Below are 16,430 nucleotides of genomic sequence, written 5' to 3'. Positions count from 1 at the left end.
CCTTCTGCAAGGACGGGTTCTCCGCCTTGCGGCCCAGCTCTCGAGGAGCAACGACGGGTTTCACTTCGGAGCGGGGCGAATGGCTCACTTGAGCGAGATGCCGAGCCGATCAGCCAGGCGGACGATCTCGAGAATCAGGCCGTCGCGGGCGATCAGTTCCGCGTGGCCGTCCGACACATCGAAGTAGGCCTGGACCAGAATCTCGACCCCGGAACTTCCCAGGTCATTCAGGGCGACCTCGCTCTTCTCCTGCCGTATGTCGGTTTGCCGCCGGATCAGCTCCAGGATGCCGTCTCGGCATTCGATCAGGCGGTCCGGGGGCGTGCCATGGGGCACTGTGATATGAGCCTGGAAGCGTCGATAACGTCTCGCGCCTAGATTGGTGACATGTGCCGTGGTCAGGTCGGCGTTCGGGATCGTCTGAAGTGAGTCGTCGAGCCCTCGGATTCGGGTGGTGCGCAGCCCGACCGACTCGACCACCCCCTCTTGATCGCCGATCTTGACCAGGTCCCCGATTCGGAACGTGCGGTCGGCGATCAGCATCAATGATCCGAAGAAGTTTTTAAGAGTATCTTGTGCCGCTAAGGCAAATGCAAGGCCGCCGATCCCAAGGCCCGCGAGGACGGTCCCGACGTCGAATTCGTACAGATTGAGCAGCGCCGCCAGGCCGGATGCGACCACCAGGATCTTGAAGACCAGAGAGAGCACCGGGTAACCCATCGCCGCGAGGGTCGTCGCTCCCTCCCAAGAGAGGGCAGGACCGGCGACGATTTTCAAGGCCGGGTCGATCAGTTGATACGCGGCCAGGGCTGCGACGAGCCAGTAGACCGGTACGAGGAAGGCCAGGAGCGAACCGGCGGCCTCCATCCTCAAATCCAGGATCGTCACGCCTTCGACGAGCATCCAGGAGGCGGCCAGCCAGCCGATCGGTCGGACCCATGACCGGAGTTCCCGGTCGTCGGTGAGGCTACTCCTCCAGGACATCAGGGACCGGAGAAAGAGGAAGGCCAGCCAGACCACGAGTCGGTAGACCGGCACGACCAAGAGGACGAGCAGGACCATCCCGACGAGTTGATAAGCGGCGAGCGACCACGCTCCCGAAGGTCCGATTCGAGTCCTGAGCCAGTCGGGAATCCGTCGACGAACCCACAAACCGGGCGTGTGTCGAAATGAGGGGACGGGCGCCGGGATACCGATCGAGGCCAGTTCCTGGACCAGGGGTTTCGACTCGAATTCGTCGTAAAGCCGATCCACCGAACGGACTGTGGCTTGGTTGAACAGCCACTGTCCCTTCCGTTTGCCCGAGACCTGTCGCTCAGCGGTAATCCGGCCCTCCCTATGGACCACCGCCTCGAGCGGGAGGCCGACCGACGTGTCGGGAAGGTCCTGGAAGATGATGAAGACGTTACGATCGAGGACCTCCTTGAGCTTGAACGCCAGCTCCCTACCGACGATCCGGCGGGCCGGGTCGGGGATCTCGGTCAGGTCGAGGCATGCGGCGGCCTCGTCCATGTTTTCCTGCTTCAATGCGGCGACGTAGGTTCGGAATGTCGCGTAAGGCGACCGGAAGTCGGCGGGAACGTCGCCGAGGTCTTTACCCTGGCCGGCGGCAAGTGCTTGTTCCCAGAGGAGGAGCCGCATCTTGGGCAGGCTCTCGAGCGTCTTGCCGTCGAAGAGCCAACGCCCGTCCGGCAGCCGATGCAGCTTGATCTTGGTGTCCTTCACCTCGCCGATCTCACACTCCGTGCCCTCCGAGAGATCGGAAATCACGTTCGTCGGGATGTTGGTCGATCGGAGGATGAACTCCAGCTCGAACGCGAACCGGCCGCCGTGGCGCCGATCGGAGGGGATCTCGGAGAGGTCGAGGCAGGCGACGGCATCCTCGATCCTGTGCGGGTCGTCCTCGGCCTGGTTCATCGCGATCAGGAACGTCCGCGCGGTCGCCCGAGGGGAGCGGAACCGAAGATCGACGGGCGTTTCGGCCGTTCGAGCGATTACAACCCCATCGGTCCCAGCCTTCGGTCCAGACTCCTGCCCCTCGAGGACCTGGGGCCAGAAAAAGATCAACGAGCCCAGGAGCAGGCGTGGATTACGCCGTGGCTTCATGGCTTTTGCTCCGGCTGACTCGACGGGGGCTGCAACCTGGCTCGCCACTCGGCGGCCTTTTCCTCCCGACCGGACGACTCGTAAAGCTGCACGACCCGTTCGCCCGCCCGGGTCAGGTGGATCTTGACTGCGGCGGGGATCTTCGACTCGTGCGACTTCAGCCCTTCATATCCGGAAAGGAGGAACGGTTCGGCCTCGGCGTATTTCTGCTGGCCGAGGAGGGTGCCGCCGAGCAGGCTCTCGGTGTTGAACCGAGTCCACTCGTCCGGGCCATCCTTCACGCGAATCGCCAGGGCCTCATGGAGAAGGGGTTCGGCCTCGGCCCACTTTCGCTGAGCGAGCAGGTTCTGGCCGAGCGAGTTAAGCGATTGTGAGACATCCAGATGATCTTCGCCGAGCTTCTTCTTTCGTGCGGTGAGCATCACGCGGAGCAGAGGCTCGGACTTGTCGAAGTCGCCCCGTTTTTCGTGAGCGGCTGCGAGGTTGAGTTGAGTATTCAGCGTTGAGGCATGATCGGGTCCGAGCTTGGCGATATGGGTCGTCAACGTTTGCTCGTAGAGCGGGATCGCCTTGTCCAACTGGCCGGAGGTGGCAGAGTGCTGGGCGAGGTTGCTCCGGCTGTTCAGATTATCCGGATGTTCGGGGCCGAGCGTTGCTTCCCTGGCTGACATCGTCTTGTCGAAGAGTGAGAGCGCCCGCTCCCGTTCGCCGTTAGCCTGGTAGGCGGCGGCCAGGTTGTTCTGGGTGGTGAGGATACTCGGGTCGTCGGGTCCGAGCTTGGCGACCCGACTCGTGAGCGTCCGCTCGAAGAGAGAGATCGCCCGATCGAGCTTTTGGTAATCGCCGGCGAGATTGTTCTGGGTGGTGAGGATCGCGGGGTGGTCTGGTCCCAGAGAGGCGGTCATCGCCGCCAGCATCTTCTCGTAGAGCGAGATCGCCAGATCCAGCCGGCCGCTGCGCTCCTGGGCCACGGCGAGGCTGTTCTGGCTCTCCAGGGTGTCATAGTGGTTGGCCCCGAGCCGGGACAGGCGAAGATCGTGGGCGAGGTGGTGTTGCCGGAGTTCCAGCTTCGTTCCGCCCAGGTAGCCATATGTCTGCCCCAGGACATTGCGGATCGACGCCTCGACCGTCGGCTGGTCCTTGAACGCCTCGGAGATCTTGGGCTCGGCGGAGTCCACCGCCTTGCGGATGGTCACCTCCCTGCCGAGGACCCGATCCTGGCCCTCCGGTCGGGCTGCCGAGAGGACCTGATTCTGGAAGAAGCCGAGCACTACCTGGGCTTCGGCGTCGGATCGCCTGGCCTTCTCGCCTTCACTATTGGCCTGGGCCTCGGCCGCCGCGGCGAAGAAGTGAGCACGGCCATCCCAACGGCGATCGGTGTCGCCGCCGACCAGCCGAAGGTAAGCCTCATGAACAAAGGCCGCGGCCTGGATCGTCTGTCCGGGTGTCTCCTGCGCCAGCCTCCGGGCCGCCAACCTTCGAAGTTCTTCATACACCAGCGGGAGCAGACGCTCGGCGGCCTGGGGGCCGTCTTGCTCCATAACCGAAATGGTTTGAGTGATGTTGGTCATAGAAGACGTTCGCCGTCGTTCGCCCCGGGCTTGTTCCGAGACCGAGCCCAATTGCTCGGGAGGCTCCAAAGGCACACGCACATGGAATATTGGCCTGAGCACAATTTTAACCCACCGGGCTGAGATGTGATAGCTCGACCAGGAGGTCGAGCCGACCAACGAGATCTATTCGCGTTCTTAACTATGCTGGGGGGGTTCCCCACAAAGTGGGTCACTCCTCGGAACGGAAAAAATTGCACGCTAAGCCGTGAGACGAAGCACGAAAGTGGCTCGATTGACTCAATTCGGGCTTCCAGGTTCGGCGTTCACTATGGCGAAAAACACTAGGATACTGTTGGCGAACTCCTGGCGACGCAACACCCTCTGCCCCCTCCCTTTCAGTGACCTGGGCCGTTAACCTCCCGGCATCTACCTTGATGCCGGAGGGAACTCATGTCTCTCAAGAAGACCTCGATCGAGCCCGTCCCAGCGATGACCGTCCGAATCGCGACCGCCTCGTTCCCCAAGGGGAATCCATACCTCCGACTGCGTGAGCAGCTCGGCACCATCTTCAGCGACGACGACTTCGCCGACCTCTTCCCACGCCTCGGCAAGCCGGCCCTGGCCCCCTGGCGGCTCGCCCTGGTCACCCTCCTCCAGTTCCGCGAGTCGCTCTCCGACCGACAGGCGGCCGAAGCCCTGCGCGCCCGGATCGACTGGAAGTACCTGCTCGGCCTGGAACTCGAGGACCACGGGTTCGACTTCTCGGTGCTCAGCGAGTTCCGCTCCCGGCTCCTCGCCGGGGACGCCTCGGAGCGTTTACTCGTGACGCTGCTGGATCGCTGCAAGGCGATGGGTCTGCTCAAGGCCCGGGGCAAGCAGCGAACCGACGCCACGCACGTGCTGGCCTGCGTGCGCTCGATGAACCGGCTGGAGCTCCTGGCCGAGGCGATGCGCGCAGGCCCTCAACGAACTGGCCGAGGCGGCCCCGGAATGGCTGCGGGGGCTGGCACCCGCGGCCTGGCTCGAGCGTTACGGCCGACGCATCGAAGATAGCCGCCTGCCCCATACCGAGCCGCAGCGCGAGGCCTACGCACATGCCGTCGGCGAGGACGGGTTCCTCGTGCTCGATCAACTGGAGAGGCCGGGCATCGCCGCCGAACTCCGCGAGCTGCCGAAGGTGCGAGTGCTCCGCGCGCTCTGGGGGCGGCACTTCCTCAGGGGCGAGGTGACTCCCGAGGGCGGCCCGACGTGCCAGGTCTCCCTGAAGCCGCTGCGAGATCTCCCTCCGGCCTCCGAGGGGATCGAGTCGCCCTACGACCCGGAGGCGCGGTACCGGAGCAAGCGCGGGACGAGCTGGACGGGCTACGCCGCCCACCTCACCGAGTCCTGCGACGACGACAGCCCGAATCTGATCACCCAGGTAACGACGACCACGGCGTCGGTGCATGAGGCGAACTGCACCGCGTCGATCCAGCAGGCATTGGTCGATCAGGGCCTGGCCCCGTCCGAGCACTACGTGGATGCCGGCTACGTCCACGCCGAGGTGCTCGTGAGCGGCCGGGAGGGCCACGGCATCGAGATCATCGGCCCTCCGCGTGGCGACGCGAGCTGGCAGAACCGAACCGAGGGGGCGTTCGGCATCGAGCGATTCGCAATCGACTGGGAACGCAAGGAGGTGCGATGCCCGGAAGGCCGGACCAGTTCTTACTGGAAGGAGCACCCCGAGGCCGAGCGAGGGCCGTACGTGTCGGTCGGATTCTCCGCGGCGGAATGCCGCGTCTGCCCAATGCGTGCGCGATGTACGCGAGCCGCGAAGCAAGGACGTCATCTCAAGCTGCCGGCTCGATCCCAATTTGAAGCCTTGCGATCGATGCGCGAGTTGATCGAGAGCGCGGAGGGACGCCGGCTCTACAAGAGACGAGCGGGGATCGAGGGCACGATCTCGCAGGGGGTGCGGTCGTTCGGGCTGAGGAGGGCACGGTATCGGGGCGAGGCCAAGGTGCATTTACAGCACGTGGCAACCGCGGCGGCGATGGACGTCAGTCGGATCGCCGACTGGCTGGGGGAGATTCCCCGGGCTAAGACGCGGAAGTCGCGGTTCGCCCGGCTCGTCGCCTGATCCGAGTTCGCCAACAGTATCCACTAGATTTCCGCCATGCTTTCAGACGGGACAAGACAGCCCAAAATCGCCGAGTTTCGAGGAGAGAGCGACGATGGGAGTTTCCGCCACCCCCTTCGTCAGCCCTTAGCGTGCATTTTTTTCCGTTCCGAGGAGTGACCCCGCGTTCCCTTGATATGTCGTATAATTCGTGAATCGATTGACGTATTTTCGATAGGCGGATACTATCGAAACATGGGGGTAAAGGGGATCGGTGCGCTTCGACGGGGCCGTACGGGTCCATCGGACGATCGTCCTGGCGGGAATATGAAGGTCGGTATGGTCAGCCTCCGTGATGTTGCGTTCCGGAATCCCGGACGCTTCGCATCTCCTCGTGGACTATGGTGGATCTAGGTGGCTCGATGCTGAGCCATCCTCGGAGGTGCGACGCTCGCACAACGGAGGGATTCGATGACGACCCCGCTATCGGTGGCGCGTCCTGACGTTTCGGCCATGTTGCCCGAGGGCACCAGGTGGCTCCGGCCCGATACGGCCGAGTCTCCAGCGATATCGAGGCGGGAGAGGGAGATGGCCCGGATGCTACTGGCCAAGGTCCGATGGAGGCGTACGCTGGCCCGCCTGGAGAAGGCAAGCGACGTCCGATAATCACGCCTATGTCAAATCGGGGAGGATCAGGACGGTCGTGCCGGTCATCCGGCCTCCCGCCATCCCATCACCAGCACCTCGGAGGCCACCCCCCCAGCCGGTCGATCCCCGGCTCCCGACCGTCGCCCGGTCCGGCGTCGCGGCCCTTCGATCGGAATTCCGGCCCCCTGGCGCGGAGAGGCCCGTCGTCGGGCGCCCCGGCCGGCGGCGTTCACGCCGTGAGCCGACCCGGGCGGTCGCAGGATCGGGGAGGATGTGGGGGTTATCCTGCACAACTCCGGGCTGACCGGCATCCCAGGCCAGGCAGCTTCACCGGGCCGTAACCGGAGAGGCGAGCGGGGCGAGGGGATACGAGCGGCGGGATCATCGGTAGCATGGCGGGGGGAATGACAGGGAGGGGCGTACCTCATGGAACCGACGACCCACTACAGGACATGCAAATCCCTGTGGTACGCCCTCTGGGTCCCCGCTGCCCTGCTCTGGGCGGCGACGCTCTTGGGCCTGGTCCCCCGCGACTACAGGGGCCTGGTCCTCTACTGGCTCCTCCTCGGGTTCTTCGGGGGGCTCTTTCTCCCCCGCATCATCCCGGCCCGGTGCCCGAGCTGCGGGGCCCGGCGGGCCTACCCCTTCCGCGAGCGGGTCGCGGCGGATTCCCGGGCGGTCAAGTACCGCTGCCGGGCGTGCGGGCACGTCCAGGACACCGGGCAGGTGGAAGAGCCCGGCGGGGAATGAATGCCCCGGAGTCGGGCCGCTCCCGGCATAGGTACAGGGAATTATCTCCGGCAAAACCGGGCGTTGGGGACGGTCGAGAAGTTCGACCCTGATAGGCAAATGCTCAGGGATGCCGGGGCCGAGACACGAGCTGGGTGACCGCCTCGATATCCACGGGCTTGACAAGGTAATGGTCGAAGCCCGCCTTGCGGGCCTTCTCGAGGGCCTGTCGGTCCCCGTAGCCCGATATCCCGATGATGAGCGAGTCCCCGCAGCACGCCTCTTCCCTGAGCTTCTGTGCCACCTCGAAGCCATTCAGCCCCGGTAGTCCGATGTCGAGGAGGACCACATCAGGGCATAACTCCCGGGCCTCTTCGATGGCCGTGCTGCCGTCATGGCAGAGCCGGACCTCGAAGCCGAGCGACTTGAGGAGCCTCCCGGTCATGCGTGCCGTGTCGTCGTTATCGTCCACGATGAGGACACGTCTTCCCGCCCCCGACACCTCCGAGGCTCGCGACGGCTCGGACTCCTCGGCCGACGCTTCGACGAGCGGGAGCCGTACGGTGAACTCGCTCCCGTGGCCGACCTTGCTGGTCACCGCGACACTCCCGCCGTGCATCTCCACGAGCCGCCTGACGAGCGAGAGCCCGATACCCAAACCCCCTTCGGAGCGGGCGAGCGTGCGGTCCACCTGCGTGAAGAGGTCGAAGACCTTCGGCAGCATCTCCTCCGAGATGCCGACCCCGGTGTCTTTGACCGCGATGACGACCTCGTCCCCCTGCTTCCTGGCCGAGACCGTGATGGTCCCGCCCTCTTTGGTGTACTTCGCGGCGTTGGTCACGAGATTCCCGACGACCAGCTCAAGCCGCGTCGGGTCGGCGTCCACGTGCATCGACCCGCCGGTGAATTGGACCGTCAGTTCGTGCCGCCTCCGCTCGATGAGGGGCCGGACGGCCTCGGTGGCACGGCCAATGAGGGCGGGCACGTCGACGACCTCCCGCTTCAGCTCGACCTTGCCCTGAGCGATGCGGGAGACGTCGAGCAGGTCGTCGATGAGGCGGGCGAGATTCCCGGCCTGCCGCTCGATGACCTCGTGGGCGTGGGGGAGGTGGTCCTCCAGGCCGGGCCTCCGGGCCAGCCTGACGGCGCTGGTGATGGCCGCCAACGGGTTCCTCAGCTCGTGGGCGAGCATCGCGAGGAACTCGTTCTTGTGCAGGTCGGCCTCCTCCAGCTCGGCCGTCCTCTTCGCGAGGGAGTCATGGAGCCGCCGCTCCTCGGTCTTGTCGCGGATGATTTTGACGAAGCCTCGGATTTCGTCGGCGTCGTCCTTCAGGGGCATGACCAGCCCCTGGGCCCAGAACAGCTCGCCGCCTTTCCTCAAGTGCCAGCGTTCATCCAAGGCCCGACCCTGGGCCGCTGCCGTCCGCATCTCCCGGTCCGCCTGGCGGGCCTCGATGTCCTCGGGCGTGAAGATGACGCGGAAGTTCTCGCCGAGGATTTCCTCCTCGGTGTAGCCGAGCATCTCCTTGGAACCGGCGTTCCAGCTCGTGATGACGCCCTCGGTGTCGAAGGTGAAGATGGCGAAGCCGACGGCCCCCTCGACGATGACCCGGTATCGCTCGCGATTGTCGGCGAAGTCGACCCCGGCCCGCCAGGTCGGAGTGACGTCCTCGATGGCGAGCAGGATGAGTTCCGAGTGGTTGCCAGGTCGGCGGACCTTGCGGCCGTTCAGGAGCATCCGCCGTTGCCCGATGCCCTCGAACTGGTGCGTGACCTCGAAGTCATGAAACGATTCGTTCGTGGGGAGGACGTCTTCGAGGAGCGTCCGCAACTCAGGGATGTCCCACTGCCCATTGCCCAACTCATTGACGAGGCATCCCTCGGTCGTCTCGGGGTCCACACCGAAGGTCTTGTAGAACGAGCGGCTCGCCGACCGGACGCGGAGGTCGGAATCGAGGATGAGGAGCGGGTCCCGCACGGTATCGATGATGCTCTCGGCGTAGGCGAGAGCGTCTCGGACCGTTTGCTCATGAGGCTCGGGGGGCTTCTCAGCGGCATTCGACATAGGTGAGTACCTTCATTTGCCGCTCTAAGCTTCCAGCCTGCAAGGATTTCTAAATGGGAGTTGGCCATCGTAATCGAAAAACACTGCCCGATGGAAACGTTCGGGCCAACGAAGTGCCGGGGGCTCAACATAAAGCCGATTCTCGGACGCCGGCGACATCAAGAAGGATGAGCCGGTTCTCCCTGGCTGCTCCGCCTGAAACCGCCAAGATCACGCGACCATGGGGCCGCCATCCACGGGAGCGATCCCGTGGAACACGAACCCGAGCCCGATCATCCCCCGATTGCCGACGCCGCAGGCGAATGGAAATGCCGGCGGGGGCCGAGCGACCGGAATCGCAGCGGGCGATCACCGTGGGCCTGGCGCGTTGCCTCACGATTTTTCTTGCCGAAACGAGGTCGTTGCCTCGCGAAATTGTTGCCGACATCTCGAATCTCGTGAGGACTTACCGCCCCGCGCCGAACCAGCCAGCGAAGGAAGAAGCCCGGAGAAAGAGGGCGGTGGTTCCGTCGAGAGAGTCCGCATCAGGGCCAGAATCCGCACCGACCACGACCTACAAGCGGACACCAATCGTTAACTTTCTTGAGTGGGGCAAAACGACGCGAAAAAGTCCTTGTCGATGATCGGGCCCTCCAGCCCTGGCCCGCTCTCGACCTGCCCCTTGGTGCTCACGCGGATGTTCGCCACCGGCTTCCCGCCCATCGTCGCCCCCGTCGAGAACCGTTTTCGGGTGGTCGTCCCGGCACTCGACGCAACGGGGTTCCGATAGCAACGGAAAAAATAACAACGAACTTGGCTCGGAGAACTGGGTTTCGCACGAAGAGACTTCTCGAAACCCGTTTCGGACCGCTCGAAACGAGAAGACTCATTCGAGAATGTTTATCGAGAACCGAATCCCCGAGGAATCGCGTGGGTTCGCCCAAAGGTCTTGCGGCTTCTCGAATACCGTCGTTTGCGAGAACACCGCTTCAGGAAGATCGTTGTTATTTTCTCCGTTGCTATCGGAACCCCGCAACGGCTGCCGTCCCGGGGATCAATTCGCCGCCCCCTCCTGCCCCGCGGCACGGGCCGCCTTCCGCGCCCGCTTCGCCGCCCCGGAGAGATAGACCGGCCTATGTTGTATTTGTAATAATTACACGTTAAATTGATCGATTATTCCTCCTTTGGCGCTCCCCGTCCCCGCAAACAAAGCATTAACTTCACGAGGGGGGCTCGCGATGGTCGTCATGATCGATGGTCCGCCAAGCCGGCGATGATGGCCAGCTTGCACGAGACAATCCCGGCCGCATCCACGCCGCGAGACATCAAGGTGGCCGTCATCTCAGGGTTACTCCGGTGCGACCGGACGATGAACGCGGTCGCCCGATCGTCGAGACCGCGAGCCGCGCAGGCGTCCTCGATCTCGACCTCGAGGATCGAGGCGGCCAGGTCGTTGGAATGGCTCATGGGATTCGCTCCGGAGGTGCTTCGGTGAAGCCTTTCGCTTTGACGTACTCGGCGACCGAAGCATCGATGAGTTTAGCGATGTTTCGCGGCTCGGTCGATCCAATCAGCCCATTCGGGGGTGGAGCGGATGCCGATCAACTTCGGCCCTGTGGGTTTTGCACCAGTTTTTTTTTCTAGGTTGGCAACATTTGATTGAGCATAACATTTTCGATCGATCCGAGGAACCTCTCGGGGTCCTTGCGGAACCTCCGCCCCTGGGCCCGGACGGCGCGGCGGGCGTCGAGGCCGCGGCGGAGGCGGAGCCAGGCGGAGATGTCGGGCGGGTGGAGGTCGGGGGCGGCGACTGGGCGGAGGCGTGTGGCGGTCGAGGCGACCCGGCGCACCGAGCCCCGGACGACCATGCCCGGGCTCGCGGCCTCAGCAGCGACGCTCGTGGTGTCGGTACGAGCCGAACAGGTGCTCCAGGTCGTTGTTGGTCCGCGGCAGGCCCTCCGCCTCGCGCCAGCGGAACAGCCCCGGCCGGTAGCTCGCCGTCATCTAGGGCTTCTGGTTCCCCGTCGAGTACGAACGAGCCGGATAACCGTTAACCCGGTGCTCGGTTCTCGAGGGGAAGTCCACTCGAGGGGAAGTCCAGGCGAACCTTGGTCGGTCGGGCTTTCACCAGACTTATGAACCCATTGGATTCCAGTCCGTGGTATCTCCATCTCACTTTTTGCGTTGCTATTTATCGACGTGAGTTGCCTCAAGAGTGGTTTTTTAATACAATTCCGCCTAGAGCTTTCGACCGTTTGCCTTGCGGCTGAGTAGACCGAAAATCGATCGCGAAGGCGGTCAATCGGGCCGGAGTGAGAGTAATCCCCCTGCCACTTTCGAGCCCCGATTACTCGCCGATCGAGGAGATGTTTTCCAAAGAGAATGGCGCCTTGAAATCGGCGACGGCCCGGACAACAAGAAGCCCTCACAACCGCAATCGGGTGAGTCCCCAAGAGGCCGCGCCGCAAGATATCCTCGGATGGTTCAGGTTGCGTTCGACGTAAGAGATGCAATCGTGAAACGCTCAAATGTACAGGGAGTTAACTTGGCCGGACCCTGGATCATATTTAAGAATTCGCGATTTATTCAATTTAGTGCCTGCTTTGAATTACTGACCGCTGAGCAGAGAAGTAAAATCGAAGTCGCTTCTTTATCCTGCTCTCAAGACATTTGCGGGCGGGTCCAGTTTACTACCCTGGTCAGTGATCAGCAAAAGGAGGTATCATGCTGAAAAGATTCTCTTTTCTGATCGTCGCATTTGCCCTGCACGGGTTCACCGCCGCACAGGCTGCGATAATCACGACCGTCGATCGTGACAGTTTCCAGGATGCTCTGGGTAAAGGGAGTATCTTGAACCAAGACTTCGATTCGATTCCAGTCGGTACGGTGCTCAGGACTCTGAGTGGTATTACTTATGTCGCATCTAATGGGAGGCCCATCGTCACTGATTCTTTTCTGACGAGCACCCCGCCAAATGGTTTAGGGTCCACCTCGTCGGGTTTTTTCGGCAACTTTGAATCCGCGAGTTTCACCTTCGCATCCTCTATCACCGCATTTGCCATCGACATCAATACCTTCGCTCCTAGCTCGGGAGATTTTACTGTTACGCTCGACACTGGCGACGTGGTGCGGAGCACGATCAGCACGTTTCCCAATTCGAGCACCGGGCAGTTCGTGGGGTTTACCTCGGATACGGCCTTTAATTCCCTCACAATTAGAACGTCTCCCGACCCAAACACCGGGCTTCGATATTCCTACACGCTTGATTCCTTGTTTTATGGTAGCGCATCCGCCTTTACCGTGCCAGAACCATCCTCACTGACTCTTTGTGGTGTTGCCGGTCTTGTTGGCTTGATCTTCGCTCGGCGGCGACGGGGAAGGCTTCTCGATTGAGCTCGGATGGTTCCGATCGAGCAAGAACCGCTGTACTTCAGACCGATCCAAGGCGGCGTTATCCTCTATTATTTCGGCTGGCTGGTCGTCTTGAGTTTCACCAAGGGTACGCCGCCCTCCTTGGTCCACCGTCCACGATTTCGATTATAGCTCCGATCGACTTCCCCACGAATTGCGAGCGCTCCGAAAAGAGCGTAAGCTCACCGTGAGGAGGTCAGCATTGGCGAAGCAGAGCCGCAATTACACCCCGAATTCAAGGTCGAGGCCATTCGGCGGATCGCCGCCGAGGTCAAGAGCCTCGACAAGATCGCCCCCGAATTCGGCCCGGGCGTGAGCCTGCTGAGAAGCTGGAAGACCGCCCCGGCCGCCGAGGGTTAGCAGGCCTTCCATTACAAGAGTCAGCTCCCGACTGTCGAGGAGGGGCTGTGCCGCCTCCGCGCCGAGAACCAGCGGCTCCGCATGGAGCGCGAGATTTTTAAAAAGCGACGGTGTTCTTCGCCGGGACGTCGTCATGAGATGCGAGTTCATCGAGGGCCACCGCCGGGAATTCCCGACCCGGCTGATATGCCGGGTCCTGGAGGTTTCCAGCGGCGGCTACTACCAGTGGCGACGAAGGCCCTCCGGCGCCCGCCAGGAGCGGAGCGAGGCCCTGGTCGCCGAGATCAAGTCGATCCACTAGGAGGTCGAGGTCCGCTACGGCAGCCTGCGGATCCACGCCGAGCTGGTGGCGCGGGGCTACGCCCACAGCGAGAACATCGTGGCCAAGCTGATGAGCGAAGTCGGAGTGGCGGCCAGGACCAGGCGAAAGTCCCGCTGCACCACCGACTCGAATCACGACCGATCCATCGCCGAGAACGTGGTGGATCGGAAGTTCGAGCCGGAGGCCCCCAATCAGGTCTGGACCGCTGACATCACATACATCCCGACCCGCGAGGGATGGCTCTACCTGGCCGCCGTGGAGGACCTCTACTCCCGACAGGTCGTCGGCTGGTCGATGTCCGAGCGGATCGACAGCCGGCTGGTCGTCGACGCCCTGGAGATGGCCGTCTCGCGACGCCTGCCGGGAGAGGGCCTGGTGGCCCACTCGGACCGGGGCAGCCAGTACGCCAGCGAGCACTACCGGCGACTCCTGGCCAGCCACGAGATCATCGGCAGCATGAGCCGGCGGGCGAACTGCTGGGACAACGCCCCGATGGAGTCGTTCTTCGCGAGCCTGAAGAAGGAGCCGACAACGACCTCCCATCGACGAAGTCGTTGTCGGCGCGGATATAACAGAGGTGGCCGCGTGTCCGTGGGCCTTGCTCGACCTGGCCCGCTTCTCTCAGGAGCATCACACCCGCGCCCCAGGAGCTGCACCATGCCCGACCGAACCGACCGCGTCCCCCCCCGCGCCTGACCCCACCTCGACCGCCCGGACCCCGGTGGCAGGACCTGCCGACCGGTCATCAAGAGGAACTGCTCCGACGACTCGGTCGGATGCTCGCGGAGCGACTCGTCGTCCCCGACGCACCAGCGGAGGGGGATCATGAGCCGTATTGACAACGCTTCACCATTCGCCCACAAGATCCGGCCCCGGCACTGCGATCGCCTCGCCGTCGTCTACGTCCGCCAGTCCACCCCGCAGCAGGTCGCCGGCAACCGCGAATCGACCGACTTGCAATACCAACTGCGACGACGAGCCGTCGCCCTGGGTTGGGCCAGCGACCGAGTCCTGGTGATCGACGACGATCAGGGGATCAGCGGCGCCTCCGTCGAGAACCGGCCGGGGTTCCAACGGTTGCTGGCCGAGGTGTCGCTCGGGCACGTCGGCGTCGTGTTCGGCCGCGAGATGAGCCGGTTGTCGCGGTCGTGCAAGGACTGGTATCAATTGCTGGAGCTGTGCGGCCTGTTCCAGGTCCTGCTCGCGGACGCCGACGGCGTGTATGATCCGACCGACCCCAACGATCGGATGTTGCTGGGGCTGCGAGGCATGATGAGCGAGGCGGAGATCCACGTCCTGAAGGCGCGGATGCACCAGGGCAAGTTGAACAAGGCCCGGCGGGGCGAGCTGTTCACCTGCGTGCCGGTCGGGTACGTGCGCTCGCCGGACGGCGGGATCGCGCAGGACCCGGACGAGCAGGTGCGCTCGGTGGTGTCGCTGGTGTTCGCCAAGTTCGCCGAACTCGGCTCGCTGACGAAGGTGCACGCCTACTTCGCGGCCAGTGACATCCAGCTCGGGCTGCGGGTGTACAAGGGTCCGGGCAAGGGGCGACTGGAATGGCGCAGGCCCCGACGCAGCGCCCTCTACGAGATGCTGCGGCACCCGATCTACGCCGGGGCCTATGCCTACGGCCGCTCCCCCTTCGATCCGACCCGAAGGGTCGCGGGCAAGCCGAAGTCGGGCCGCTGGAACGCCCCGCCCGAGGAGTGGGCGTGCCTGCTCCGGGACGCCGTCCCCGCGTACATCCCGTGGGAACAGTTCGAGGCGAACCGGCGACGGCTGGCCGCCAACGATCGCGGCCCCGGATCGAAGAAGGCGACGGGCCGTGCGCCGACCCTCCTGAACGGGATCGTCCGGTGCGGTCGGTGCGGCAAGCCGATGGGGGCGCGAAACGCGCGGGCGTCGGCGAACCCGCGATACGCGTGCGACTGGGAGCTCCGGGAGTATGGCGGGTCGCGATGCCAGAGCCTGGTGGCCGCCTACCCGGACCGGCTGATCGAATCGCTGGTGCTCAAGGTGGTCGAGCCGGCGTCGCTGGAGTTGAGCCTCCGGGCCGCCGAGCGAGTCGAGCAAGACCGGGAGCGGCTGCACGCGCTCTGGAAGCAGCGGCTGGAGCGGGCCGAGTACGACGCGGACCGAGCCCGGCGGCAGTACGACGCGGTCGATCCGGAAAACCGACTGGTAGCCCGGGAGTTGGAGCGACAGTGGGAGCAGAAGCTGGCCGAGCGACGCGGGCTCGTGGAGGACTATGACCGGTTCCAGGCCGAACAGCCGCGACACCTGAGCGTGTCCGATCGAGAGCGGATCACGGGGTTGGCGAACGACCTACCCGGGCTGTGGCGCAGTCCGACGACGACCGGAGGCGATCGGCGAGCCGTCGTCCGCGTGCTGATCGACCGCGTGGAACTGAGCCGCGACGGAGAGTCGGAGAGAATCGACGTGGTGATCCACTGGCGCGGCGGGACGGTCACGCGGCACGCGATCCGCCAGGGCCTGCGGACCTACCAGGCGCTCGGCGGGTTGGCGCGGCTCCGGGGGCTGATCCTGGGCTGCGAGGAGACGGGTGGACAGCGGATGCGATCGCCGAGTCGCTCAACCGCGAGGGATATCAGGCGGCCCGCGGCGACGGGTTCACGGGCGATCGGGTCCGTCAATTGTTGGCGCGGTTCGGGAGGGCTGGTGTTCCAGCCGGGGTGCGTGACGCGGATGACCTGCCTGGAACGGGCGAGTGGTGGTTGCCGGCGTTGGCGGCGGAACTCGAAGTGAAGCCGATCGTGGTCCACCGATGGCGGTGGACGGGATGGGTACACACGCGGCGGTTGAGAGGCGAGAATGGCCGGTGGATCGTGTGGGCCGACGCCGCGGAAGTCGGGCGACTCCGCCAGCTGCCGGCATTCGAGATCGAGCACCACGGCCGGCGGACGCCGCCGCCTGAGCTGACCAGCCGGCCGAGTCGACCAGACGAGCCGAGCAGGACAACGAGCTTGCAGAGTGGGGGTGAATGATGTCTCGTTCAAGAAGGAATTGGTCCACGACAAGGACTACCAGACCAGGGAGGAGGCGAGGTCGAGCCTCTTCGAGTACATCGAGGCCTTCTACAACCGGGTCCGGCGTGATACGGAATCTTCCGGATGAGTTATCATAGGGGGATCTCCTACT

At 64.0% G+C, this 16,430-nt stretch carries 9 protein-coding genes and 3 pseudogenes; 7 read left to right on the top strand and 5 right to left on the bottom strand.

What is annotated here, in order from left to right; translation table 11 throughout:
• Nucleotides 1-84: 84 nt before the first annotated feature.
• The gene (locus tag P12x_RS30690) at nt 85-2,106 is read right to left on the bottom strand and encodes a mechanosensitive ion channel family protein (protein ID WP_435012015.1); all 2,022 of its coding nucleotides are present in this window, start codon (nt 2,104-2,106) and stop codon (nt 85-87) included.
• A complete protein-coding gene (locus tag P12x_RS30685; RefSeq protein ID WP_435012014.1) occupies nt 2,103-3,677 on the bottom strand; it encodes a tetratricopeptide repeat protein in 1,575 nt (524 codons plus the stop codon). Before P12x_RS30685 ends, P12x_RS30690 begins: the two co-directional genes overlap by 4 nt.
• A 432-nt stretch (nt 3,678-4,109) precedes the next feature.
• On the opposite strand from P12x_RS30685, the pseudogene P12x_RS30680 reads away from it, so the two are divergent.
• The 3 genes and pseudogenes from P12x_RS30680 to P12x_RS30670 all read left to right on the top strand — a co-directional run bounded on the left by P12x_RS30680 (nt 4,110) and on the right by P12x_RS30670 (nt 7,155).
• Nucleotides 4,110-5,778: pseudogene (locus P12x_RS30680) on the top strand (IS1182 family transposase).
• Nucleotides 5,779-6,228: 450 nt separating this feature from the next.
• Nucleotides 6,229-6,423: a hypothetical protein gene (locus tag P12x_RS30675; RefSeq protein WP_435012012.1), complete on the top strand. Its 195-nt coding sequence runs from the start codon at nt 6,229-6,231 to the stop codon at nt 6,421-6,423.
• A gap of 408 nt (nt 6,424-6,831) precedes the next feature.
• The gene (locus tag P12x_RS30670) at nt 6,832-7,155 is read left to right on the top strand and encodes a hypothetical protein (RefSeq protein WP_435012011.1); all 324 of its coding nucleotides are present in this window, start codon (nt 6,832-6,834) and stop codon (nt 7,153-7,155) included.
• Between the two features lie 103 nt (nt 7,156-7,258).
• Here the strand turns inward: P12x_RS30670 and P12x_RS30665 are convergent, their stop codons facing one another.
• From P12x_RS30665 to P12x_RS30655, 3 genes are all read right to left on the bottom strand, one after another.
• Nucleotides 7,259-9,199, bottom strand: coding sequence for an ATP-binding protein (locus P12x_RS30665; protein ID WP_435012010.1), 1,941 nt, complete (start codon nt 9,197-9,199; stop codon nt 7,259-7,261).
• 1,224 nt (nt 9,200-10,423) lie between these two features.
• Nucleotides 10,424-10,645, bottom strand: coding sequence for a hypothetical protein (locus tag P12x_RS30660; RefSeq protein WP_435012009.1), 222 nt, complete (start codon nt 10,643-10,645; stop codon nt 10,424-10,426).
• A 173-nt stretch (nt 10,646-10,818) separates the two neighbouring features.
• Complete coding sequence (locus P12x_RS30655; RefSeq protein ID WP_435012008.1) at nt 10,819-11,046, bottom strand: hypothetical protein; 228 nt, start codon at nt 11,044-11,046, stop codon at nt 10,819-10,821.
• An 856-nt stretch (nt 11,047-11,902) separates the two neighbouring features.
• Between P12x_RS30655 and P12x_RS30650 the strand changes: the two genes are divergently transcribed.
• The 4 genes and pseudogenes from P12x_RS30650 to P12x_RS30635 form a co-directional block, all read left to right on the top strand.
• Entirely contained in the window at nt 11,903-12,571 is a 669-nt protein-coding gene (locus P12x_RS30650) for a PEP-CTERM sorting domain-containing protein (protein ID WP_435012007.1), read from the top strand.
• A gap of 219 nt (nt 12,572-12,790) precedes the next feature.
• Nucleotides 12,791-13,967: pseudogene (locus tag P12x_RS30645) on the top strand (IS3 family transposase).
• Nucleotides 13,968-14,096: 129 nt separating this feature from the next.
• A complete protein-coding gene (locus P12x_RS30640) occupies nt 14,097-16,037 on the top strand; it encodes a recombinase family protein (RefSeq protein WP_435012006.1) in 1,941 nt (646 codons plus the stop codon).
• Between the two features lie 243 nt (nt 16,038-16,280).
• A pseudogene (locus P12x_RS30635) lies at nt 16,281-16,406 on the top strand (IS3 family transposase); the annotation flags it as partial.
• Nucleotides 16,407-16,430: the final 24 nt, after the last annotated feature.

It is taken from the genome of Tundrisphaera lichenicola (genome assembly GCF_051175385.1).
GTDB lineage: Bacteria > Planctomycetota > Planctomycetia > Isosphaerales > Isosphaeraceae > Tundrisphaera > Tundrisphaera lichenicola.
Note: the sequence above shows the minus strand (reverse complement) of the source record. Positions and strands in the feature narration are given on the sequence as shown.

What these genes read in the sequence shown, in the direction of transcription:
- P12x_RS30690 (WP_435012015.1), bottom strand. Translation starts at nt 2,106, where the DNA reads ATGAAGCCACGGCGTAATCCACGCCTGCTCCTGGGCTCGTTGATCTTT.
- P12x_RS30685 (WP_435012014.1), bottom strand. Translation starts at nt 3,677, where the DNA reads ATGACCAACATCACTCAAACCATTTCGGTTATGGAGCAAGACGGCCCC.
- P12x_RS30675 (WP_435012012.1), top strand. Translation starts at nt 6,229, where the DNA reads ATGACGACCCCGCTATCGGTGGCGCGTCCTGACGTTTCGGCCATGTTG.
- P12x_RS30670 (WP_435012011.1), top strand. Translation starts at nt 6,832, where the DNA reads ATGGAACCGACGACCCACTACAGGACATGCAAATCCCTGTGGTACGCC.
- P12x_RS30665 (WP_435012010.1), bottom strand. Translation starts at nt 9,199, where the DNA reads ATGTCGAATGCCGCTGAGAAGCCCCCCGAGCCTCATGAGCAAACGGTC.
- P12x_RS30660 (WP_435012009.1), bottom strand. Translation starts at nt 10,645, where the DNA reads ATGAGCCATTCCAACGACCTGGCCGCCTCGATCCTCGAGGTCGAGATC.
- P12x_RS30655 (WP_435012008.1), bottom strand. Translation starts at nt 11,046, where the DNA reads ATGGTCGTCCGGGGCTCGGTGCGCCGGGTCGCCTCGACCGCCACACGC.
- P12x_RS30650 (WP_435012007.1), top strand. Translation starts at nt 11,903, where the DNA reads ATGCTGAAAAGATTCTCTTTTCTGATCGTCGCATTTGCCCTGCACGGG.
- P12x_RS30640 (WP_435012006.1), top strand. Translation starts at nt 14,097, where the DNA reads ATGAGCCGTATTGACAACGCTTCACCATTCGCCCACAAGATCCGGCCC.